Source organism: Nonomuraea sp. B19D2 (genome assembly GCF_040137845.1).
Lineage (GTDB): Bacteria > Actinomycetota > Actinomycetes > Streptosporangiales > Streptosporangiaceae > Nonomuraea.
In genome coordinates this window covers 44,071-63,697 of the sequence record NZ_JBEFAK010000033.1, presented here as the reverse complement: position 1 = coordinate 63,697, position 19,627 = coordinate 44,071, and the positions used below count along the sequence as shown (strand labels likewise).

Annotated in this window: 19 protein-coding genes and 1 riboswitch; of the genes, 11 read left to right on the top strand and 8 right to left on the bottom strand. The window is 72.3% G+C overall.

The window, feature by feature from the left end:
• Positions 1–103 precede the first annotated feature (103 nt).
• Complete coding sequence (locus ABN273_RS41495) at positions 104–229, top strand: hypothetical protein (RefSeq protein ID WP_349454894.1); 126 nt, start codon at positions 104–106, stop codon at positions 227–229.
• On the opposite strand, the gene ABN273_RS41490 is transcribed toward ABN273_RS41495, so the two are convergent.
• On the bottom strand, positions 226–984 hold the full coding sequence (locus ABN273_RS41490; protein WP_349454893.1) for an SDR family NAD(P)-dependent oxidoreductase: 759 nt from the start codon (positions 982–984) through the stop codon (positions 226–228). The genes ABN273_RS41495 and ABN273_RS41490 overlap by 4 nt on opposite strands.
• 65 nt (positions 985–1,049) lie before the next feature.
• Between ABN273_RS41490 and ABN273_RS41485 the strand changes: the two genes are divergently transcribed.
• The gene (locus ABN273_RS41485; protein ID WP_349454892.1) at positions 1,050–1,511 is read left to right on the top strand and encodes a MarR family winged helix-turn-helix transcriptional regulator; all 462 of its coding nucleotides are present in this window, start codon (positions 1,050–1,052) and stop codon (positions 1,509–1,511) included.
• A 115-nt stretch (positions 1,512–1,626) separates the two neighbouring features.
• On the opposite strand, the gene ABN273_RS41480 is transcribed toward ABN273_RS41485, so the two are convergent.
• Entirely contained in the window at positions 1,627–2,973 is a 1,347-nt protein-coding gene (locus ABN273_RS41480) for a cytochrome P450 family protein (RefSeq protein WP_349454891.1), read from the bottom strand.
• A 414-nt stretch (positions 2,974–3,387) separates the two neighbouring features.
• Here ABN273_RS41480 and ABN273_RS41475 point away from each other — a divergent pair, with 414 nt between their 5' ends.
• Both ABN273_RS41475 and ABN273_RS41470 read left to right on the top strand, forming a co-directional pair.
• The gene (locus ABN273_RS41475; protein ID WP_349454890.1) at positions 3,388–3,741 is read left to right on the top strand and encodes a hypothetical protein; all 354 of its coding nucleotides are present in this window, start codon (positions 3,388–3,390) and stop codon (positions 3,739–3,741) included.
• A gap of 83 nt (positions 3,742–3,824) precedes the next feature.
• Positions 3,825–3,915: riboswitch (SAM riboswitch) on the top strand.
• A gap of 284 nt (positions 3,916–4,199) precedes the next feature.
• On the top strand, positions 4,200–5,240 hold the full coding sequence (locus tag ABN273_RS41470) for a TerC/Alx family metal homeostasis membrane protein (RefSeq protein WP_349454889.1): 1,041 nt from the start codon (positions 4,200–4,202) through the stop codon (positions 5,238–5,240).
• A gap of 179 nt (positions 5,241–5,419) precedes the next feature.
• Here the strand turns inward: ABN273_RS41470 and ABN273_RS41465 are convergent, their stop codons facing one another.
• A complete protein-coding gene (locus tag ABN273_RS41465) occupies positions 5,420–6,040 on the bottom strand; it encodes a TetR/AcrR family transcriptional regulator (protein ID WP_349454887.1) in 621 nt (206 codons plus the stop codon).
• Between the two features lie 77 nt (positions 6,041–6,117).
• Here ABN273_RS41465 and ABN273_RS41460 point away from each other — a divergent pair, with 77 nt between their 5' ends.
• The 3 genes from ABN273_RS41460 to ABN273_RS41450 all read left to right on the top strand — a co-directional run bounded on the left by ABN273_RS41460 (position 6,118) and on the right by ABN273_RS41450 (position 8,436).
• Entirely contained in the window at positions 6,118–7,011 is an 894-nt protein-coding gene (locus ABN273_RS41460; protein ID WP_349454886.1) for an NmrA family NAD(P)-binding protein, read from the top strand.
• 106 nt (positions 7,012–7,117) lie between these two features.
• Positions 7,118–7,711, top strand: coding sequence for an O-methyltransferase (locus tag ABN273_RS41455; protein WP_349454885.1), 594 nt, complete (start codon positions 7,118–7,120; stop codon positions 7,709–7,711).
• A 197-nt stretch (positions 7,712–7,908) separates the two neighbouring features.
• Positions 7,909–8,436, top strand: coding sequence for a hypothetical protein (locus tag ABN273_RS41450; RefSeq protein WP_349454883.1), 528 nt, complete (start codon positions 7,909–7,911; stop codon positions 8,434–8,436).
• Between the two features lie 29 nt (positions 8,437–8,465).
• On the opposite strand, the gene ABN273_RS41445 is transcribed toward ABN273_RS41450, so the two are convergent.
• The gene (locus ABN273_RS41445) at positions 8,466–9,107 is read right to left on the bottom strand and encodes a histidine phosphatase family protein (protein WP_349454882.1); all 642 of its coding nucleotides are present in this window, start codon (positions 9,105–9,107) and stop codon (positions 8,466–8,468) included.
• A gap of 318 nt (positions 9,108–9,425) precedes the next feature.
• On the opposite strand from ABN273_RS41445, the gene ABN273_RS41440 reads away from it, so the two are divergent.
• Both ABN273_RS41440 and ABN273_RS41435 read left to right on the top strand, forming a co-directional pair.
• Positions 9,426–11,117, top strand: a complete 1,692-nt coding sequence (locus tag ABN273_RS41440; protein ID WP_349454880.1) for an RNA polymerase sigma factor — start codon at positions 9,426–9,428, stop codon at positions 11,115–11,117.
• 184 nt (positions 11,118–11,301) lie between these two features.
• Entirely contained in the window at positions 11,302–11,712 is a 411-nt protein-coding gene (locus ABN273_RS41435; protein WP_349454879.1) for a hypothetical protein, read from the top strand.
• Between the two features lie 80 nt (positions 11,713–11,792).
• On the opposite strand, the gene ABN273_RS41430 is transcribed toward ABN273_RS41435, so the two are convergent.
• Positions 11,793–12,206: a VOC family protein gene (locus ABN273_RS41430; protein ID WP_349454878.1), complete on the bottom strand. Its 414-nt coding sequence runs from the start codon at positions 12,204–12,206 to the stop codon at positions 11,793–11,795.
• Between the two features lie 79 nt (positions 12,207–12,285).
• Between ABN273_RS41430 and ABN273_RS41425 the strand changes: the two genes are divergently transcribed.
• Positions 12,286–13,089 carry a helix-turn-helix domain-containing protein gene (locus ABN273_RS41425; RefSeq protein WP_349454877.1) on the top strand — a complete coding sequence of 268 codons (804 nt, stop codon included), beginning with the start codon at positions 12,286–12,288 and terminating at the stop codon, positions 13,087–13,089.
• A 20-nt stretch (positions 13,090–13,109) separates the two neighbouring features.
• Here ABN273_RS41425 and ABN273_RS41420 read toward each other — a convergent pair whose 3' ends face one another.
• A complete protein-coding gene (locus ABN273_RS41420) occupies positions 13,110–13,244 on the bottom strand; it encodes a hypothetical protein (protein WP_349454876.1) in 135 nt (44 codons plus the stop codon).
• Positions 13,245–13,267: 23 nt separating this feature from the next.
• On the bottom strand, positions 13,268–16,246 hold the full coding sequence (locus tag ABN273_RS41415; RefSeq protein ID WP_349454875.1) for an AfsR/SARP family transcriptional regulator: 2,979 nt from the start codon (positions 16,244–16,246) through the stop codon (positions 13,268–13,270).
• A 138-nt stretch (positions 16,247–16,384) separates the two neighbouring features.
• Here ABN273_RS41415 and ABN273_RS41410 point away from each other — a divergent pair, with 138 nt between their 5' ends.
• A complete protein-coding gene (locus ABN273_RS41410) occupies positions 16,385–17,377 on the top strand; it encodes an ArsR/SmtB family transcription factor (RefSeq protein WP_349454873.1) in 993 nt (330 codons plus the stop codon).
• An 18-nt stretch (positions 17,378–17,395) separates the two neighbouring features.
• Here the strand turns inward: ABN273_RS41410 and ABN273_RS41405 are convergent, their stop codons facing one another.
• Positions 17,396–19,501, bottom strand: a complete 2,106-nt coding sequence (locus tag ABN273_RS41405; RefSeq protein WP_349454872.1) for a SpoIIE family protein phosphatase — start codon at positions 19,499–19,501, stop codon at positions 17,396–17,398.
• Positions 19,502–19,627 lie beyond the last annotated feature (126 nt).

Sequence of the window (19,627 nt, the reverse complement as noted above, 5' to 3'; positions counted from 1 at the left end):
TCGCTCATCGACGCCCGGGCCGTGCCGGAGACCTCGCTGCGTAACGTCTTCCACGTCGCGGCCCCGACGTCCGCGGTGCGCCGCCGAGGGCGGGGGGACCGAGGTGGAGGACGTGCTGACGGTGCGGGCGACGTTCGGGCCGCTGCTCCGGTACGCCGCCCGCAAGGCCAGGGAGGTGCGGCTCGCCCGCGCGGAGGTCCTCGCGGAACGCACCCCTACCCTCCGCTAACGCGTCAGCTGCCGCCCGCCCGCCACGGAGAGCACCTCGCCGTTGGCGTGCCCGTTCGCGGCGGAGCCCAGGTAGGCGACCGCGGAGGCGACGTCCTCCGGCGTGCAGATGCGTCCCGTCGGCGTCTTCGCGCCCTCGGCGTCGACGGCCTCCTGCCCGAACTGCGGCCAGGTCAGCGCCTTCTCCGTCAGCGTGAAGCCCGGCCGCACGACGTTGGTGAGGATGCCGTGCCGGGCCTCCCGCACGGCGAGCACCCTTCCCGCCGCCTCCAGCGCGCTCTTGGCGGCTGAGTACGCCACTCCCGCAGGCAGCGGCTGGTCCACCACATCGGACGAGACCAGCACCAGCCGCCCCCATCCGGCGCTCCGCATGCCGGGAAGCACGGCGTCGACCAGCGCGAGCGTCCCCGTCACGTTCCCGGTGAGGCCGGCGGTCAGGCTCTCCCACGTCTCCGGGCCCGCCACCGGCCAGGAGACCGCGTTCGCCACCAGGACCGCGACGTCGCCGAGCTCGCTCTCGACCTGGCGCACCACCGCCGCCGCCGACTCGGGGTCATGCTGGTCGGTCCGCACCGTGATCGCCTTACCGCCCGCCTGGTTGATCGAGTCGACCAGGGCGCGGGCCCGCTCCTCGTTGCCGTGCCAGCCCGCGGCGACGAACGCCCCCTCCGCCGCGAACGCTCTGGCGATCGCGCGGCCGATGTCACCGGATGCCCCGGTGACCAGCACGCCCCGCCCGTTGAGTCCGAGATCCATCAGCATCTCCAATAGTTAGCCGACTACTTATTAGCCGACTATACACACTCGGTAGGATGAATGCCGTGGATGCAATTGAAGTGATGCGCATCAACCGGGCGCTCAACAAGATGAGCAAGCTCTACCGCGCCGCCAAGGCACGCAAGCTCGCGGCGCTCGGGCTGCACCCGGGGCAGGACGTGCTGCTGTGGCTGCTGGCTCAGGAGCCCGAGGGCACGACCGTCAAGGAGCTGGCGGCGCGGCTCTCCATCGAGCCGCCGACCGCGACCCGCAGCCTGGCCCGGCTGGAGGGCGGCGGGTGGTTCCGCCGCGAGGCGGTGGCCGGTGACCGCCGCCAGGTGCGCGTGCTGGTCACGGAGGCCGGCCACAAGCTGGTGCCCGCCATCGAACGCGCATGGGCGGAGCTCGCCGAGGAGGTCATGGGCGAGACGGGCGAGGATCGGCGCGAGATCGCGCTCACGGTGCTGGAACAGGCCAACGACCGGCTCCGCCGCCTCGTCGGCGAGGACGTCCTGGCCGAGGAGTGAACCAGGCCCGAGCGTGTGGACCTCGGCGGGCCGGTCCGGGTGTCTTGCGTGAGCCCGGGACTCGGCGGGCCGGTCCGGTTCTCTCGCGCGAGCACGGGGACCGGCCCGCGGGCTGTCATCGCCCGCGACGCAGCGCGCGCAGGAAGCCCCACAACCCGGAACGGGACGACGCCTGCCCGGCCTCATCCGCCGGCGCCGGCTGCGCCGCGAGCGCGTCGCCGTCGAAGCCGCCGCCCCCGGCCGGTACGTAGATCTCGGCGAGCTCGTACTGGACGGGCAGGGAACGCAGCGCCCGCATGAACGGAGAGGGGCGCCATGGCAGCTGGTCGGACGGGAGCGCCAGCTTCACCTTGGAGAGCCGGGCGAAGAGCCGGCGCACGGCGATCGTGGTGATCTGGACCGCCAGCCGCTGGCCCAGGCAGCTGTACGGCCCCGCGCCCCAGGCCAGGTGGGCCCGGGTGCTGCGGATGGCCTGCCGATCGAGCGCCCCCGCGAACCGCGGATCGGCGTGGGCGCCCGCGACGGAGAGCATCACCGGATCACCCGCGGCGATCGTGTAGTTCCCCATCTTGACGTCCGCCCTCGGGAAGCGGAACGTGAGGTTGGCCATGGGCGGGTTGAGCAGGGCGACCCGGTTCACCGTCTCGTCGATCGCGCCGACCGACAGGCTCGCCCGCACATCGGGGTTGGAGACGACCTCGACGACCACGTTGCAGACCAGGCTGGCGGTGAAGTCGAGCAGTCCGGGCAGCATGAACAGCTCGCGGGCCAGCTCGTCCAGCGTGAGGTCCGGTTGGGCGCTGATCATGTAGGAGGGCAGGTCGTCTCCAGGGCGCTCCCGCTTGGCGGCGGCGAGCTCCGTCATGGCCTCGTACAGGCGCCCGAACGCCGCTGCCGCGTCCGGACCGGCGTCGACCATCCGCCAGATGTCCATGACCACCTCCTCGCCGCGTGCGGCGGTGAAGCCGAGCATGCGGTTGGCGACCATCAGCGGGAGTGGCCGCGCGTACTGTGCCGCCAGGTCCGCGAACCCCGTGGAGCCGCCTTCCGCCAGGACGCCGATGAGGTCGTCGGCGTACTGTGCGATGGCCTGCTCGAGCAGCTGGGCCTGGGGGTTGGAGTGGTCCTGGAACGGCGCGAGCGCCTGCGTCCACGCGGCCCTCAACCGGCGCTGCGCGGCGCCCTCCGAGAACGACGAGTTGTTGATCTGGAAGACGGGCAGCAGGGGCCAGTCCGCCGGGATCCGGCCCTCCACGTTCGCCCGCCACCTGTCCACGTCCTTGCTCCAGATGCCGCCCTTGTTCTGCAGGACGTTGAGCACCTCCTCGTAGCCGAGAACGAACCACACCGGCATCCCGAGGAGCTCGAGCGGGGCCACCGGGCCGTACCTGCCGCGCAGGCGTTCGTGGACGAGTGCGGGGTCCGCGTCGTAGTCCCTGGTCAGCAGCGGTTCAACGGACATCGACTCCAGCGTTTCTGCGGGCTGCTGGGACCACGGGCCGTGGATCACGGGGTGAACTACCTCTCTGGTTGCCGCTCCCTTCGCGACGCCGCTGCATATGTCACGGCACGAGTGACGCGCTCTGGGAGCTTTCGGCCGATTCGCTCAAGAGGTCTGCAAGCATCACGCATAGCGCCGATCATGGCAAGAGCAAGGTGCACTCGCTGTCTCGAAGTGCGGACGCTACGTGAAGGACCGGCCATGGACGACGGCTTCCGCCGCGAGGACCGGCGCCGCCGGGCCGCGACCAGCCGGATGTTCTTCGCGCTCCCGCGTTCGTCGCCCCGGGGCGCACTCGGCGGGTAACCATATGATCGCGATGCGTGTTAGGGTCTTGGGCGGCTTTTATCCCCAAAGATAAGGCAATGAGGAAGTATGCGAAAGAAACTGGTAGCCGCTGCACTGATGACGGGAATCGCGGGCACGCTCGTCACCGGCGTACCCGCGGCCAGCGCAGCCACCAGCGCCGACGCGAAGCTGAGGTGTGTCACCCACACGACGTGGGTGAAGGGCAACACGCGGTACCTGAGGGTGAAGAACGGCTGCAGCAGCACCGTCAGTGTCAACATGATCCAGACCGGGCCCGACTCCGGCTACAAGCGGATCAAGGTCGGGAAGACGCGTACCTGGGAGGGGGGCAGCTCGCGCAAGCCCTGCGGCCTCAGGATCTACTACAAGGGCACGCGCTACTACAACAAGCTCTGGTCCCCGGTGTGGGGCATTTGCTAACCAGTAGATCGGCGGGCCGCCTGGGAACTGCTCGGCGGCCCCTGGTCTGACGCTCCCCGCTGGGAACGGACGATCGGATCTCGCCATCATCCAGAGGACCCGAGGGACCTGGCCCTGCGACGGTCCGGCAACCTGCCCTGACAGGAAAGGTGCCACTGCCAGGATCGATGAGGTGAGATCCGATGAGCGTACCGCTCGACATTCCCATGCTCCACGGCACTTGTGTCCGGCTCGGCGACGGCGAGGCCGTCGAAGGTGACGCCGAGCAGCGTCTGGCCGCCATCCGCGCCGACGCACAGTGGCTCGCTGGCCGGATTTGTCCTACTCTGGGCCAGACGAGGGGAGTACTTCCCAAGCGTCGATCCGGTCAGTACGGACACCACCTGGCATCCCCGGACGGCCACCCACACCCCGGGTGAAGGAGACCTCGAACGGCTCAGCACGTTCGAGGAGGTTTCATGTCCCCGGGGACATCTCTGGCTGCGCCCGATCAGGGCACGATCGCCTCACCCGCACTGTGGTCGATCACCGTGGCCGCCCTGGTCCTGCTGCTGGCGCTCGACATCGTGCTGACGCGGCGCCCGCACGAGGTAGGCATGCGCGAGGCACTGGCCTGGTCGGTCTTCTACCTGGTGCTGCCGGTGGGCTTCTGCGCCTACCTGTGGGGCGCCTTCGGCACCGGGGTGGCGGTCGAGTTCTTCACCGGGTACGTGGTGGAGAAGTCGCTGTCGGTGGACAACCTGTTCGTGTTCATGTTGCTGCTGTCGGCGTTCGCGGTGCCGCACGAGCTGGCCCAGCGGGTGCTGCTGTACGGGATCGTCGGGGCGCTGGTGCTGCGGGCGGTCTTCATCGCGCTGGGCGCCGCGGCGCTGCAGAGCGGCACGTGGGCGTTCCTGCTGTTCGGGGTGGTCCTGATCGTCACCGCGGCCAAGGTGCTGAAGGGGGACGACCAGCAGGTCGACATCGACTCCATGCGCAGCGTCCGGCTGCTGCGCCGCTTCATCCCGGTCACCGGCGACTACCGCGGGTTCCGGCTGGTGGTGCGCGAGCGGGGCCGGCCGGCGCTCACCCCGCTGGCCCTGGCGACCGTGGCGGTGTTCGCTACCGACATCGTCTTCGCCGTCGACTCGGTGCCCGCCGTGTACGGGGTGACGGATGACCCCTTCCTGGTCTTCGCCACCAACGCCTTCGCGCTGCTGGGCCTGCGGGCGCTGTACTTCGTGCTGCGGGACGTGCTGACCAAGCTGCGCCATCTCAACCACGGCCTGGCCGTCATCCTGGCGTTCATCGGGGTCAAGCTGGTCCTCCACTGGGCGCACGGCCTGTGGGCGTGGGTCCCGCAGATCCCCACCCTCGCCTCGCTCGGCGTCATCATCGCGGTCCTGCTCACCGTCACGCTCACCAGCCTGTACGCCGGCAGGCGCACCGCTTCGGCGGCCGGAGGCGGGGGCGAAGCCGGGTGGGCCAGGCCCCTGGAGCGCGAGCCGGTCGACCCTTGAAGCCGGCATCGGCACGGCGGCGCATGCGGGCGAGCCGCGCGTTCACCTGCCGGTTCGTGGGTCGGGCGCCCGAACGAACGGCGAAACTCCCGGCCGCGACATCACGGCCGTGAGCGGTGCCGTGGCATCGGGAATTCCGGCTTACCGGATGCGCCACGAGGGCAGGTGGCCGCCGGCGGCTAAGAGTGGGCGGCCAGGCCGTCCAGGGTGACGGTGATGAGGCGGTCGGCCGCGGCAGGTGACACGTGCTCGTGGAGCCAGGCGGCGGCGGAGGTGAGCGCGGTCACGTCCGCGCCGGTCGCGTCGGGACGTACGGCGCCGGATTCGCGCGCCCGCGCGACCAGCCGTTCGCCGATCTCCGCCATGCGCAGGCACGAGTCGTGCAGCTCCGACGCCTCGTCGTCCAGGCCGTCCGCCAGCAGGGAGGCCAGCCCGCTGTAGGTGGCGGCGTGCGCGGTCGCCGCGCGTACCCAGGCGGCCAGCGCCGAGCCGGCCGGGGACCGGCCGCCCGGCGTGCCCGGCGCCGAGCCGGCCGGGAGCCGGTCGTCCGGCGCCGAGTCGGCCAGGAGCCGGTCGCCCAGCTCGAACAGGGCCTCGTTGCGCTCTCGCAGCAGCGCGCCGACCAGGGCGCGGCGGTTGGGGAAATGGCCGTAGAGCGTGCCGATGGCCACGCCGGCGCGGCGGGCGATGCTCTCCAGGCTGGAGTCGACGCCGCGTTCCTTGAACGCGGCGTCGGCCTCGGCCAGGAGGCGCTCGTAGTTGCGGCGGGCGTCGGCGCGGGGCCGGCGGGTGGTGGTCATGCGGGCGTCCCCATTAATTCGAGGTAGCCTCGATATAGTGTTCTCGAGGTAACCTCATCTTATCGGAAGGACTGCTCATGATCTTGGTCACCGGAGCCACCGGATCCATCGGCACGCATCTCGTGCGCCTTCTCCTCGACCAGGGGGTGGCCTTCAAGGCGCTGGTCCGCGACGGGGCCAAGGGGCGGGCCCTCGGCTGTGACGTCGTGGTCGGGGACTTCGACGAGCCCGACTCGCTGGTCGCCGCCATGGACGGCGTGGACCGGCTGTTCCTCAACGCGGGCGGTGCCCAGCCGGTGGAGGGGGAGCAGCCGATGATCCGCCAGCAGAAGGCGGCCATCGACGCGGCGCGGGCCGCCGGCGTGTCGACGGTGGTGAAGGTGTCGGTCTGGGGCGCCCACCAGGGCGGGCGGCTGGCCGAGGGCGCGCACTGGGAGATCGAGGAGTACCTGAAGGCCGCCGGGCTCGGCTGGTCGATGCTGCGGCCGAGCGGTTTCATGCAGAACTTCATCACCGGGGCCGGCGCGTTCACCGCCGACGGGAAGCTCCTCGACGGGTTCGGGGGCGCCCCTGTGTCTTACATCGACTGCCACGACATCGCCGCCTGCGCCGCCGCCCTGCTGACCGGATCGCACGGCCTCGGGGAGACGTACGTCCTGACGGGTCCGCAGGCGCTCACCTCGGCCGAGATCGCGCGCGAGCTCTCGGCCGCCCTGGGCCGGACGTTCGGGCACGCCGCGGTGTCCCCGGACGAGCTCCCCGCGGCGCTGCGCTCCGAGGGACTGCCCGCGCAGTTCGCCGACGACTTCGCCGAGCTCTGCCGGGAGGTCGCGGCCGGCTCGCTGGCGGCCACCACGACCGCGGTGCGGGACCTCACGGGCCGCGCGCCCCGCACGTTCGCGGAGTTCCTCGCCGCCAACGAGGAGGCACTGCGAGCCGGCCTGCTCGCCACGACGAGCCCGGACGCCTGACCCCGCCATCGCCGGGACTCCCCCGAGCGGTACGGTTTGAGCTGCATCACGTCCAGGCGCCGCTCACGCCCGGCCTCGGCCCTTTGATCGAGGACCTCAAGGAAGGATGACCGTGGACACGTCCCTGGAAAGCTACCTGCAGGACCTCTACCGGCGCGGCCGCGAGCACGACGCCCCGCTGGCCGACCGCCTCCTCAGGCTGCGCAACATGACGCCCGCCGCCGCGGGGCTGATCGCGCTGCTCATCCGGGCGCAGGGCAGCCGGAACGTGCTGGAGGTCGGCACGTCCAACGGCTACTCGGCGATCTGGTTCGCCGACGCCGTGCGGGACACCGGAGGGCGGCTGGTCACGGTGGAGGTCGACGGCGAGCGGGCGGAGCGGGCCCGCGCCAACATCGCCGCGGCCGGGGTGGCCGAGCAGGTGAGCGTGGTGCACGGCGACGGCGGCGAGGTGCTGGCGGCCGCCGCGGACGCGTCGGTCGACCTGGTGGTGCTCGACGCCGAGCGGCCCGCGTACGTGGACTACTGGCCCCACCTGCGGCGGGTGCTCGTGCCCTGGGGCGTCATCGCGGTGGACAACGCCGTCAGCCACAGTGGGCAGCTCGTCGAGTTCCACGAGCTGCTGGCGGCCGACGGGGAGTTCGCCGTGCGGCTGATCGAGCTGGGTGACGGGGTGCTCACCGCGGTCCGGCGGCGCTAGGGCCTCTGCACTCTGCCGGTGCGCAGAGATCGCCGGCGCCGTGGGCGGATCGACCCGGCCTCCAGGTGAACGAGGCGGCGGCGACGTCGTACACCCAGTCCCGCTGCGGCGGCGCCTGCCCGCAGCTTCGCGAATCCCCAACAACCACTCCGGACTATCACTAAAGTGATCAAGTCAAAGATCAAGGAGGAGGCACGATGAACCGAACGAACGCCTTACGGATCGGCCGATCGGCGCTGGTGGTGGCGCTGGCGGGCGGGCTCGTGCCGGTCGCCGTCGCGCCCGCCGCGCTCGCCGCCCGGAAGGCGACGCTGGGACCGTACGGGTACGGCAACCTGAAGCTCGGCATGAGCGCCGCGAAGGCGAAGGCGACCGGGAGGGTCGTCCGCAAATCAGTGGGGGACCACGCCGGATGCACGGGCTGGGACCTGAAGGAGAACCCGTACCCCAACTACCGGGTGGGGATGTACATCTCCAAGAAGTACGGCATGACCATGATCGTCTCGCCCCCCGGCCTCAAGACGCCCCAGGGCATCGGCATCGGCTCCACCAGGGCGCAGCTGAAGGCCGCCTACCCCGACCTGCGGCGTGGTCCGGGCGGCTATCCCAGCGCCGGCGTGCCGGGCAACAAGAAGGCGCTCTACCTCTTCTATGTGTCCAAAAAGACCAACCAGGTCGCCGGGATGACCCTGGTTCTCGCCAAGCACGACTGCCGCAAGTACTAGGTCGATCAGGTTGCCGTCGAAGGCAGAGGTCAGCCGGCTTCGACGGAGTCGAGATGGCGGGTGTCACCGAGGTTGACGACCGTGCGGTTGTGGAAGAAGTCGTCTTCGCGCAGCGTGGTGATGCTGCCGGATGGCACCCGGAAACTGACGTAGCCGACCGCCTTGATCGGCATCTTGATCCAGGACGCCACGACGAACGTCAGGGAGCCACCGTGCGTCACGATGATCTGGTGTTCGCAGGGGCGCTGCAGGATCTCGTCCATGGCCGCGTAGACGCGCTGCGCCCACGCCGCCTTGGTCTCGGCACCCGCCACGCCCTCGTCGTGTTCCAACCGCTCCCCGGCAGCCGGCGGCGGGACGAATCGTCGGTCGAGCCACTCCTGTGGCCTTCCCCCCGCCTCTCCGTAGGATTTCTCCCGCAGTCTGCGGTCCAGGATCGGTTTCACGCCGAACAGCCCGGCAACCTTCTCGGCTGTCTGCCGGGTGCGCTGCAGATCCGAGGAGAACAGCTCCACATCGGCGCCCTCCGGGATCTGCGCCCGCAGCGCCTGGGCGATGGAGGCCGCCGCGCTGAGGCCGGCCGGCGTCAGCTGCGAATCATGCCAGCCGCCGACGACCCTCTCGACGTGGTGCGTCGCCTCTGGATGGGTGACGGCGTAGATGGTGCGCATGAGTGAGCTCTTCCTGTAGGGGGGGCTGTTCTTGGGTGATCTTAGGAGTGGTTCACGAGCTCTCTGAACTTCGACGATCACGGCTCTGTCGCCGACCGCGGTCACGGACTGTCCGCGGCGATGGTGCAACGTGCCGCGCGGCGCGACGACGCCCCCTTGGACCTGCGGCTGCGATCCGCGCCCTGCTGACCGCCGGCCGGCGTCCGCTGACCGGCCCGGGGCTGTGTGGGCGGCGGCGTTGGCGTCCTATAGGCGACAAATGGAACAATGCACGCTTTGTGTGGTCTGAATGGTGTCGCTCCCGGGGCGAGGTGACGGATGCACGCGCGACCGACGTATGACGTCGAGACGGTGCTCGCGGCCAGGGCGGGCGATCGTGACGCGATCGGCGAGCTGGTCAGGAGCCACCTGCCGCTCGTGTACAACATCGCCGGGCGCGCCATGAACGGCCATCCGGACGTGGACGACGTCGTGCAGGAGACGATGGCCAGGGTCGTGGCCGGCGTGTCCGGGCTGCGTGACCCGGAGCGTTTCCGTTCCTGGGTGGTCGCCATCGCCATGAACCAGGTACGCGAGTGGCGGCAGGCCAGGGCCGCCACCTACGCCGCCCTCGACGAGGCGCTGGGCATGGCCGACGCGGCCTCCGACTTCGCCGCGCTCACCGTCACCCGCCTCGACCTGTCCGGGCAGCGCAAGGAGGCCGCGGAGGCCACCCGCTGGCTCGACGCCGACGACCGCGAGGTGCTCGCGCTGTGGTGGATGGAGGTGGCGGGCGAGCTGACCAGGGCCGAACTGGCCGCCGCACTGGAGACGGGCGAGCCGCACGCCGCCGTACGCGTCCAGCGCACCAAGGGCCGGCTGGAGAGCGCCCGCGCGGTGGTGCGCGCGCTCGCGGTCCAGCCGCGCTGTCCCGAGCTGGCTGCCGCGGTGGCGACGTGGAACGGCGTGCCGTCCGACCTGTGGCGCAAGCGGTTGTCCCGGCACGTGCGCGACTGCCGGGCCTGCACCGGCCGGCTCGCCGACCTGGTGCCCGCCGAACGGCTGCTGGCCGAGCTCGGGCTGGTCGCCGTCCCCGCGGGCATCGCGGCGGGCCTGCTGGAAGCCGCTCGTACGGCCGCCGCCCCGGCGCTGAAGGGTGGCCTGCTGGCCAAGGGCAAGGCCGCGGCCGGCTCCGCGCTGGCCGCCAAGCCGATGGCGGTCACCGCCGCCGGCGCCACACTGATCGCCGGAGGCGCGGTCGTCGTCCAGACCATGCGGCCGGAGATCCCGCCCAGGCAGGCCACCCCGGTGATCGTGTCATCCTCGCCGGTGTCCTCACCCGTGTCCTCGCCGACGTCCTCGCCGCGTCCGTCCAGGAAGACGACGAGGAGCCCGTACGGGCGGACGGTGGACCAGGTGGACCAGGCCCCGCCCAGGAACCGGCCCCCGGCCCCGCTGCCGCGCCGCCCCGGCGGCACGGTCAAGATCGGCGGCAAGCACGGGTACTCCCGGTTCGGCGGAGCCCCGTCGATCACGCATCGGGGCGACTACGTCACGATCACCGGAAGGGGCTACGTACAGGTGCGGTGGGGCATCCTCTACCGCAACCGGGTCGGCCCCTTCCAGCCCGCGACCTGGACCGGGCTGAAGGGCAGGCTGTTCCACGTCGCCTCGGGCGGCGGCCGGCGCATGGACGACGAGCAGGCGCCCGGCGTCACCTGGATGGGCTCGCCCGAGACCGGCTTCGTGCGGCTGCCCCGCGGCCAGCAGCAGATGTGGCAGAACGAGTTCTACTACCTCGACGGCCGCGTCACCCTGCACAACAACGAGAGCGGCACCGACATCGACCTCACCATCGCGCCCAAGACCTGGCAGGAGGTCTGGGGCGACATCTCCGCCAGGCCGGACCCGGCCAAGGGCATCATGCGGTACGGCCTGACCCGCGACACGGGCGACGACCGCGCGCCCGTACCGCAGTACGTGACCAGGGCCGCGCATCCGGCGCGGGTCCCCCAGCACAGCCGGGTTTGAGAATTTCTGTTATCCCCGCCGCCCGCGCCCATCTCCTGTGACGAGAGTGACTCCTGCGAAAGGATCCATATGACCACGCAGCCCTCCCGTCGAAGCGTGCTGAAGGCCGCCGTCACCGTGGGGGCGGGCGCCGCCGTGCTGCCCGCCCTGCCCGCTGACGCCGCGGCGGTCAAGCACCCCGGCCGTGCCGTACATCGAGGCGTACAGCAAGCGGGTCGCCCCCGAAGGGGGCGGGGGCGACTACGGCGGCAGCAAGTACGACCACCTCGGCTTCGGCACGCTCACCTTCACCCGCGCCACCGGCGGCGGGCTCCTGGCCACGGGGGTGTCGCGGGCGCTCGAACCGGTCAACCGCCAGAAGGCGTACATCCAGGCCACGGGCCCGGACCCGGCGGCCCTCGAGCCCACAGGAGACCGGCCCGCAGCGGAGTCGCCCACGCGGGCGGCGGCCTGTGATACCTGGACATCGTGGACCTGTCGGGCGGCGGCACCCGTCTCTACTACGAGTACAGCCGCGCCGACGGCGCGCACGAGCTGCGCACCGAGCTGCGTGCCTGACCCGGCCAAGCGGCGCGTCCGCTGGCCCAGGGCCTGACCACGCGACCAGGGCTGAGCGCCGGTGAGCGGCGGGTACAAGCCCCAGTTCGACGGGCACGACCGGCCCGCCGGCATTCGTCAAAGACCTTCCGGCGTGGGCCGGTGGTGCACGTATTCGACGACAGTCCCGTCAGGATGCCGGGCGTTGAACCCGGCGCCGGTGGGCACCTGCTGCAGCGGAAAGACGATCTCGGCCCCCTCGGCCACCAGCCGGTCATAGTACGGCCGCACGTCGTCCACCAGCAGCGTGCCCACGGTGCTCCGGAACGGGGCCAGCGCCTCCTCATCACCTTCGATCAACAGGAACGCACCCACCGTCGCCAGCCTCAGCGACGCCTCGGGGAAGTCGAAACGGGCGTCGACATCGGCACCCTGCAATCGCCGGTAGAAGTCGACGCTCCCGTCCAGCCTGCCCGGCGCCACGAACACCCGGATCAGCACCCGGGGCTCGGCCAGTGTGGAGGAGTCGTTCTGCTTGCGCCACATGTTCATGGCGTCCATGATCCTGGCCTCCGGCCGTCCCGGGCAGGGGAGCGTTCATGGTGGTAGAGGGGCTCATAGGATCGTGACCATGGACGTTTCCCTCCGCCGCGAACTGGGCGCCCACCTCCGTGCCGCGCGGGAGCTGGTGTCCCCGGAGGAGGCGGGCCTGGGCGGCGGCGGGAAGCGGCGCACGCCCGGACTGCGCCGCGAGGAGGTCGCCGTGCTGGCCGGGGTAAGCGTCGCCTGGTACACGTGGCTGGAGCAGGGCCGGGCGACCACCACGCGGCAGGTGCTCGACGCCGTGTGCCGCGTGCTCAGGATGGACCCCGCCGCCCACCGCCACGCGCTGGCCCTGGCCGGGTTCCTGGCCGAGCCGCCGCTCGCCGAGCCTGCCGTAGTTCCGGGCGAGCAGACGTGGGCGCTCCTCGAGAGCTGGGAGTCGACGCCGGCCGCGTTGCTGGACGAGCGCCTCGACATCCTGGGCGGCAACGCCGCCTACCGCCGGCTCTGGGGCGATCCCGGCGAGCTGCCGGCCGAGCGGCGCAACGTCCTGCTGCTGCTCGCCGGGCCCCGAGTGGTGGCCGGCGAGCAGCTGCTGCGAGGTCTGTACCAGCAGTTCAGGGCCGACACCGGGCACGCTCCAGGCGACGGGCGCGCGGCCGCCATCGTGCGGCTGCTGCTGGCCGAGCGCCCGGACGCCGCGCACTGGTGGCGGTGCCGGGCCGTGCGGGACTTCGCGCCCGTCACCGTGGAGGTGCTCCCTGAGGGCCTGCGGATGACCTTCTCGCTCCTGCGGCCAGTGGCCGACCAGGGCGTCTACATCCTGACCCAGACGCCCGCCGACGAACGCTCGCGCGCGGCGCTCGCCGCCGCGGGCGCGGGGCGCGGCTGAAACGCGGCGCGAGGCGCTCGCTACCGCAGGCGCGCGGCCCGGCTGAGGCGCGGGACGCTCTCGATGAGCCGGCGCGTGTACGGGTCGCCCAGCTCGGCCACCCGCTCGGCCGCCTCGCGCCGCCTGGCCGCCCTGGATCCCAAGGCAATATGCACTAAATAAGTAGGTTTAGTGGGAGCTATATCGCCATCGAGCGCATTCCTTGGCATGGGGGCTGCGTGCTGGCGGGGACGCCCGCGCCGAGGTCCGGGTCCTGGGCCCCGATGGAGGCGAGCAGCTCGCGGACCCCGGCCCGCGCCGACGCGGCCGCCGCCTTGTGGCCGCGCTCGCTGTGCACCTCGGCGAGCTGGTGCAGCGCGCGGGCCTGCCAGATGGGGGAGTCGATGGCCATCGCGAGCTGCCGTGCCCGGCCGAGCCTGCGCAGCGCGGCCTCGTGGTCCCGCCGCGACCTGCTCGCCGCGCCCAGCGCCAGCCACGCCTTGGCCTCGACCAGCGGCTCGTCCACGGCGCCCGCCAGCTCGATGGCCTGCCACAGGAACTCCTCGCCCGCGGCGTGCCGGTCCCGCTCGAGGTGCAGGTAGCCGAGGCCGTAGCGGGCGAACGCCTCGCCCCGCTGATCGCCGAGGCCGCAGACGGTGCCGAGCAGGTCGGTGAACGCCTGCTCCGCCTCGTCCAGCCGGCCCGAGGCGAGCAGCAGCTCGCCGATGCGGTAGACGACCTCGGGATGGGCGCGCTGGTCCACCGCCCTGCTCGCGGCCAGGGCCTCGTCCAGGTACGGGCGGGCGGAGTCGAGGTGGCCGAGGTCCACCAGGAGCTGCCCGAGCAGCCTGAGCACGAGGATCTCCGCCCCCGCGTCGCCCGCCTCGCGGATCGCGTCGAGCGCGTGCCCGCACTGCTCGACCGCCTCGCCGTACAGCCCTCTCATGCCTGCCGCGAACGCGGCCACCGCGCGCGCGAGCGCCCAGCCGTGCCGGTCGCCGCAGCGCTCGAACAGCTCCAGAGCCTCCTCGACGGCCGCGGCCGACGGCTCGTAGCGGTGCCGGTACGCCTCCAGCAGGCCCACCCCGGTGAGCAGGGCGGCCGAGCCCCGCGCGTTGCCCGCCGCGCGGGTGGCGCCGAGCGCGACGCGGTGCGTCTCCTCCCAGTCGTCGTAGTGGCCGCGCGTCTGGAACAGCGACACCGCGCTCACGGCCAGATCCCAGCAGAGCTCGTCGAGCCCGAGGGCGGCGGCCTGGCGGACGGCGGCCACGATGTTCGGGCGCTCGGCCTCGTACCAGGACATGGGGTCGGTGTCGACGATCTCCATGCCCGGCGGGTGCCAGCGGGCGGCCGTGCCGTGCAGGATGGCGTAGTCGCCGCCGTAGACGGCGCGGTGCGCCCGCTCGGCCAGTGCCAGCCAGCCGCCCAGCACGCGTGTGACGTCCGGCTCCCCGAGCTCGCGGGCGTAGACGCGGACCAGGTCGTGGAAGCGGTAGCGCATGTGCCCGGCCACCTGCAGGAGCTGGGCGTCGACCAGGCTGTCCACGAGGTCGGGCGTGCCGTTCGCGGCCAGGGCGGCCCAGCCGGGGATCTCGGGCGTGTCGGCGTGGGCGAGCGCGGACAGCACCCGGAGCGCGGCCGGGTCGAGCCCTTCGGCGGACAGCGCGATGCTGCTGCGCACCTCCAGGTCGCCGTGCGCGAGCTCGTCGAGCCGCCCGCGTTCGTCCCCGAGCCGTTCGACCATGTGGCCGACCCGCCAGTGCGGCCGGCTGGCGAGCCTGGCGCCGGCGATCCTGAGCGCCAGCGGGAGGTTCCCGCACAGCCGGACGAGCCGGCCGGTGGCCGCCGGTTCGGAGCGCAGCCGGTGCGCCCCCGCGACCCGGCCCAGGAACCGTACGGACTGGGCCGGCTCCAGCTCCGCCAGCTCCATGCGGCCCGTGCTCGGCAGGCCGGCCAGCCGCGACCTGCCGGTGATCAGCACCGCGCACCCCGGGCCGCCGGGCAGCAGGGGACGTACCTGTGCCTCGTCGAGCGCGTCGTCCAGCACGACCAGCACGCGCCGCCCGGACAGGCACTCCCTGAACCTGGCCGCGCGCACCTCCACCCCGGCGGGCAGGTCCTGCACCTGCTCGCCGAGCGCCCGCAGGAAGTCCGCGAGCACCTCCTCGGGCTCGACCCGCCGATCCCGCACCGCCCGCAGCCGGGCGAACAGCTGGCCGTCCGGGAAACGCTCCCGCACACTGTGCGCGACGTGCACGGCGAGCGTGGTCTTGCCCACCCCCGCCTTGCCCGTGACGATCGCGACCGGCACCGCGGCGCCCGGGGCCTCGGGCAGCAGCGCCGAGCAGAGCTCGAGCGCGGCCCGCTCCCGCCCGGTGAAGTCCGGCACGTCGGCGGGAAGCTGCCCCGGACAGGGTCTCCCGTCCAGGTCGAGCGAGGAGCCATCGCTGAGTATGGCCTGCTCCATCCGCTTCAGCCGCTGGCCGGGCTCGAGACCGAGCTCCGCCACGAACGTCGCGCGGGCCGTCTGGTAGAGCGCCAGCGCGTCCGCCTTGGCTCCGCACCGGTAGAGGGCGAGCATCCGCAGCGCCCACAGGCGCTCGCGCAGCGGATGCCGGTCGGTGAGCGCGGCCAGCTCGGGCAGCAGCTCCCGGTGCCTGCCGAGCCGCAGCTCCAGCTCCAGGCACTCTTCGAGCGTGGCCATGCGGCCCTCCTCGATGCCGGTCGCCTCGGCCTCGACGCCCACGAGGTCGATCCCGGACAGCAGGGGCCCCTGCCACAGGCCCAGCCCGCGCCGCAGCGACGCGACGGCCTCCTCCTCCCTGCCCTCCGCCGCCGCCCGGCGGCCCGTCTCGACGTGTTCGGCCCATTCGAGCAGGTCGAGCGTGCCGGGCCCGGCCTCCAGGAGGTAGCCGCCCGGCATGGTCCTGATCATCCCGGGGCAGCCGGCCGGGGCCAGCGCCTTGCGCAGGCGTCCCACCGTGTTCTGGATCTGCCGGCGCGCCGAGGCCGGGACCGGGTCGGAGAAGCAGACCTCGACCAGCTGGTCCACGGTGACCGTGGCGTTGGCGCGCAGCAGCATGAGCGCGAGCAGCTCGCGCTGGCGGTGCCCGAGTTCGAGCACCTCCCCGCCCACGGTGACGCCGACCTGCCCGAGAACATGGAATCGTAACGCCATGTGGCTGTCCCTTTACCGTTCCCGCCCCGTTTGCCGATAATCGTCTTCACGGGCCCCGCCGCGGGTCCAGGCTCTGACGTCATGGCTTAAAAGCCCAGCTCGAGCACGACGAACCGCGGGAAAAGGCGACCAGGACCGATGTTGCGGATCCATTTCACCAGCGAAGACCTCGCACGTACCCGGGTCGCCGCGACGGCCGATCCGCTGTGGGAGATCGCGCTGAGCATGTTCCGGCTGGCGGGGCGCAGGGGCAGGGGAGCGTTCGCCGCGTGGCGGCACCAGACCCGCCACGACCTGGCCAGGATCGACGGCCTGGCCACCGTGCGGCGCGTCCTGGCCCCGCTCTTCCCGGCCACCTCGTCGTACTTCCCGGACTTCCTCACCCCGCCCGACGGCGTGCTCGGGCTGGACGCGGGGGTGGACGCCGTGCTGAGCACGCCGCGGCGGCTGCTGCGCAGGGAGCTGGACAAGCTGGCGAGCAGGACGGGCACGCCGTCATGGGCGTGGGGCCTGGCCGACGGCCGCATGGACGCCTTCCACGACCTGCGGGACAGCCTGCACACCTACTTCGACACCGCCATCGCGCCCTACTGGCCGGACATCCAGGGCATGGTGGACGCCGACCGGGCCATGCGCGGGCGCGCCTACCTGGACGGCGGCGTCGGCAACATGCTGGCGAGCTTCCGCCCGGCCATCCGGTGGCGGCCGCCCGTGCTGACCATGGACCACCCGGTGGACCGGGACGTGCATCTCGGCGGGCGCGGGCTGGTGCTGATCCCGTCGTACTTCTGCTGGGGCGCGCCCGTGCCGCTGGCCGACCCCGAGCTGCCGCAGGTGCTGGTCTACCCGATCGAGCGGGACCACCTGCCGGCCACGCCGCGGGAGTCGCCGGCCGGCACCCCCGGCGCCCGGCTGCTCGGCCCCACCCGCGCCGCCATCCTGCACGCCACCGTGAACGGGGCCACCACGGGCGAGCTGGCCCGACGGCACGGGATCTCGGCCTCTGGCGTGAGCCAGCACACCCAGGTGCTCCGTGAGGCGGGCCTGATCGTCAGCCGAAGGTCCGGCGGCAACGTGATCCACACCGTCACACCCCTCGGGGCGGCCCTGCTGAGCCACGCCCGCCGTTGACGGGCTCGCGTCCGGGGCTCACGTCCGGCAGAGGAGCACGGCGATGTCGTCCGCACGCTGCTCGACGGTGACCCCCTTGATCAGCGACTCCGCCAGGTCGTGCAGGGACTCGCCGGCCGAGGGCGTGAAGCGCTCGGCCAGCTCGTCGATGGCCTCGCCGAGCCCGACGCCCGGCTCCTCGATGAGGCCGTCGGTGTAGAGGGTCAGGACGGAGCCGGGCGGCAGCGGCACCTCCGAGGTGGCGTACTCGGCGTCGGGGTCCACGCCGAGCAGCAGCCCGGGGGAGAGGTCGAGGACCTGGGTGCGCCAGCCGGGCCGGCCGAGCAGCGGCGGCAGATGGCCCGCGCTGGCCAGGCACGCGGTGCGCTTGCGCAGGTTGAGGCTGACGTACAGGCAACTGGTGAACCGGTCGGGGGCCAGGTCGCTGAGCAGCCGGTTGGTGTGCGCGAGCACCTCGCCGGGGCTGGCCCCCGCGGTGGAGTGGGCGTGGATGGCGGTACGCACCTGGCCCATGAGGGCGGCGGCGGTCACGTCGTGGCCCTGCACGTCGCCGATGACCGCCGCGGCCATGGTGTCGCTCAGGCGGATGAGGTCGTAGAAGTCGCCGCCGATGTCCATCCCGGGCGTGGCGGGCAGGTAGCGGGCGGCCAGCTCGAGGCCGGGGATCTCGGGCAGCGTACGCGGCAGCAGGCTCCGCTGCAGGCACTGCGCGAGCTGGTGCTTGACGTCGTAGAGCCGGGCCCGCTCGAACGCCTGGGCGATCAGCCCGGCGAGCGCGGTGAGCGTGGCCCGCTCGTCGGCGCTGAACTGGTGCGGACGGTCGAACGCGAGGATGCACGTGCCGATCGGACGGCCTGAGGTGACCAGCGGCAGGAATGCCCAGGCGGACATGTCGTCCGAGCGGACCGCGTCCGGATACGCCCGGCGCAGCTCGTCCCACGTGGCGAAGAACGCCGGCTGGCAGGCGTCGAAGGAGTGGTTCGCCGGGTTCGGCGGGATCAGGGGACGGCCGTCGAACTCCTCGATGGCCCTCTTGCTGTAGCCGCGCGAGGCGTCGACACGCAGCCGCCCGCCCTTCGAGGTGAGGATGCACAGGGCCTGGACGTTGTAGAGCGGCATGACGTGGTGGGCCACCAGGTCGACCACCTCCTGCGCGGTCATCGCCCGCGAGAGGGTGGTGGCCAGGTGCAGCATCTCGTGCAGGGCGATCGTTCTGGACGACCGCTCGGCGCCGCCCGCCAGGCGGCCGGGGACGTGGGTGCCCGCGCTCGGCGCGATGCGCATGGTGATCCCGGTCAGGCCGGGGAAGAAGCGGAACGACAGCTGCTGCTCCGCCGGGTTGCGCGCCGTGAAGTGGGTGGCCTGGCGGCCGACGACCGCGGCGCGGTAGCGGTCCACGTACGCGGGGTCGTCCAGCCACGGCAGCGCCTCCCACAGACACCGGCCGAGCAGCTCGGACGCGGAGCTGCGCAGCAGGTCGGCGGCAGGGGCCGTCAGGAGGGTCACGCGCCCCTCCGTGTCCAGCGAGCAGTAGCCCTCGGGCAGCCGGTTGAGGCAGTCGAGCGCGACCATGTCGGCCCGTGGGTCGGCCCGTGGGTCGGCCTGTGGGATGAGGTCGAGCGCGCGGGGCCGGGGCCCCGGCGTGATCGGGCGCCCCTGCCCGGCCGCCTCATCGAGCAGGCGGGCCATCCGGGTGGCGACGTCGCCGATGACGTCGAGCTGGGCCTGGGAGAGCCGGGAAACCCGCCCGCCCGGCCAGAGCAGCAGGAACCCGCCCCAGACGGTGTCGTCGCTGCGGAGGGGGGAAGCGGCCACCGCGAAGTGGTACGGCACGGACAGCGCCGCCGCCGGGAACATGCGCGCCAGGTCCTCCCTGCCGGCGAGCCACAACAGCCGCCCCTCGCGCACCGTCATGGCGATGGGCACGGGGTCGTTCATCCTGACCCTGGCCCACGCCTTGGCGATCGGCTTCGGGAGTCCCAGCTGCGCGTCCATCCGCAGGACTTCGCCGTTCTCGTCCTTGAGGTACGTGGCGCCGATGTGCGCTCCCGTGCCGACGACGGCTTCGACCAGCAGCTCGTCCAGGCGGGACGAGCCGCTCAGCGAGGCGCTGTTCCCCAGCACCGCCCTCAGCCCGCCTCGCTCACGTTACGTGAGCGAGGCAATCGCCGAAAACCGCTCATATCGGGCAGAATACTCGCACGTATGTAGCGGATTTCTTACGTTGTGCTCGCGCATAGATCTAGGAAA

Bases quoted from the DNA above. Each gene is read 5' to 3' on its own strand.
- ABN273_RS41475 (WP_349454890.1), top strand. From the start codon at position 3,388: ATGCGAAAGAAACTGGTAGCCGCTGCACTGATGACGGGAATCGCGGGC.
- ABN273_RS41410 (WP_349454873.1), top strand. From the start codon at position 16,385: ATGTTGCGGATCCATTTCACCAGCGAAGACCTCGCACGTACCCGGGTC.
- ABN273_RS41480 (WP_349454891.1), bottom strand. From the start codon at position 2,973: ATGTCCGTTGAACCGCTGCTGACCAGGGACTACGACGCGGACCCCGCA.
- ABN273_RS41440 (WP_349454880.1), top strand. From the start codon at position 9,426: ATGCACGCGCGACCGACGTATGACGTCGAGACGGTGCTCGCGGCCAGG.
- ABN273_RS41450 (WP_349454883.1), top strand. From the start codon at position 7,909: ATGAACCGAACGAACGCCTTACGGATCGGCCGATCGGCGCTGGTGGTG.
- ABN273_RS41415 (WP_349454875.1), bottom strand. From the start codon at position 16,246: ATGGCGTTACGATTCCATGTTCTCGGGCAGGTCGGCGTCACCGTGGGC.
- ABN273_RS41465 (WP_349454887.1), bottom strand. From the start codon at position 6,040: ATGACCACCACCCGCCGGCCCCGCGCCGACGCCCGCCGCAACTACGAG.
- ABN273_RS41460 (WP_349454886.1), top strand. From the start codon at position 6,118: ATGATCTTGGTCACCGGAGCCACCGGATCCATCGGCACGCATCTCGTG.
- ABN273_RS41455 (WP_349454885.1), top strand. From the start codon at position 7,118: ATGACCGTGGACACGTCCCTGGAAAGCTACCTGCAGGACCTCTACCGG.
- ABN273_RS41430 (WP_349454878.1), bottom strand. From the start codon at position 12,206: ATGAACATGTGGCGCAAGCAGAACGACTCCTCCACACTGGCCGAGCCC.
- ABN273_RS41470 (WP_349454889.1), top strand. From the start codon at position 4,200: ATGTCCCCGGGGACATCTCTGGCTGCGCCCGATCAGGGCACGATCGCC.
- ABN273_RS41445 (WP_349454882.1), bottom strand. From the start codon at position 9,107: ATGCGCACCATCTACGCCGTCACCCATCCAGAGGCGACGCACCACGTC.
- ABN273_RS41490 (WP_349454893.1), bottom strand. From the start codon at position 984: ATGGATCTCGGACTCAACGGGCGGGGCGTGCTGGTCACCGGGGCATCC.
- ABN273_RS41425 (WP_349454877.1), top strand. From the start codon at position 12,286: ATGGACGTTTCCCTCCGCCGCGAACTGGGCGCCCACCTCCGTGCCGCG.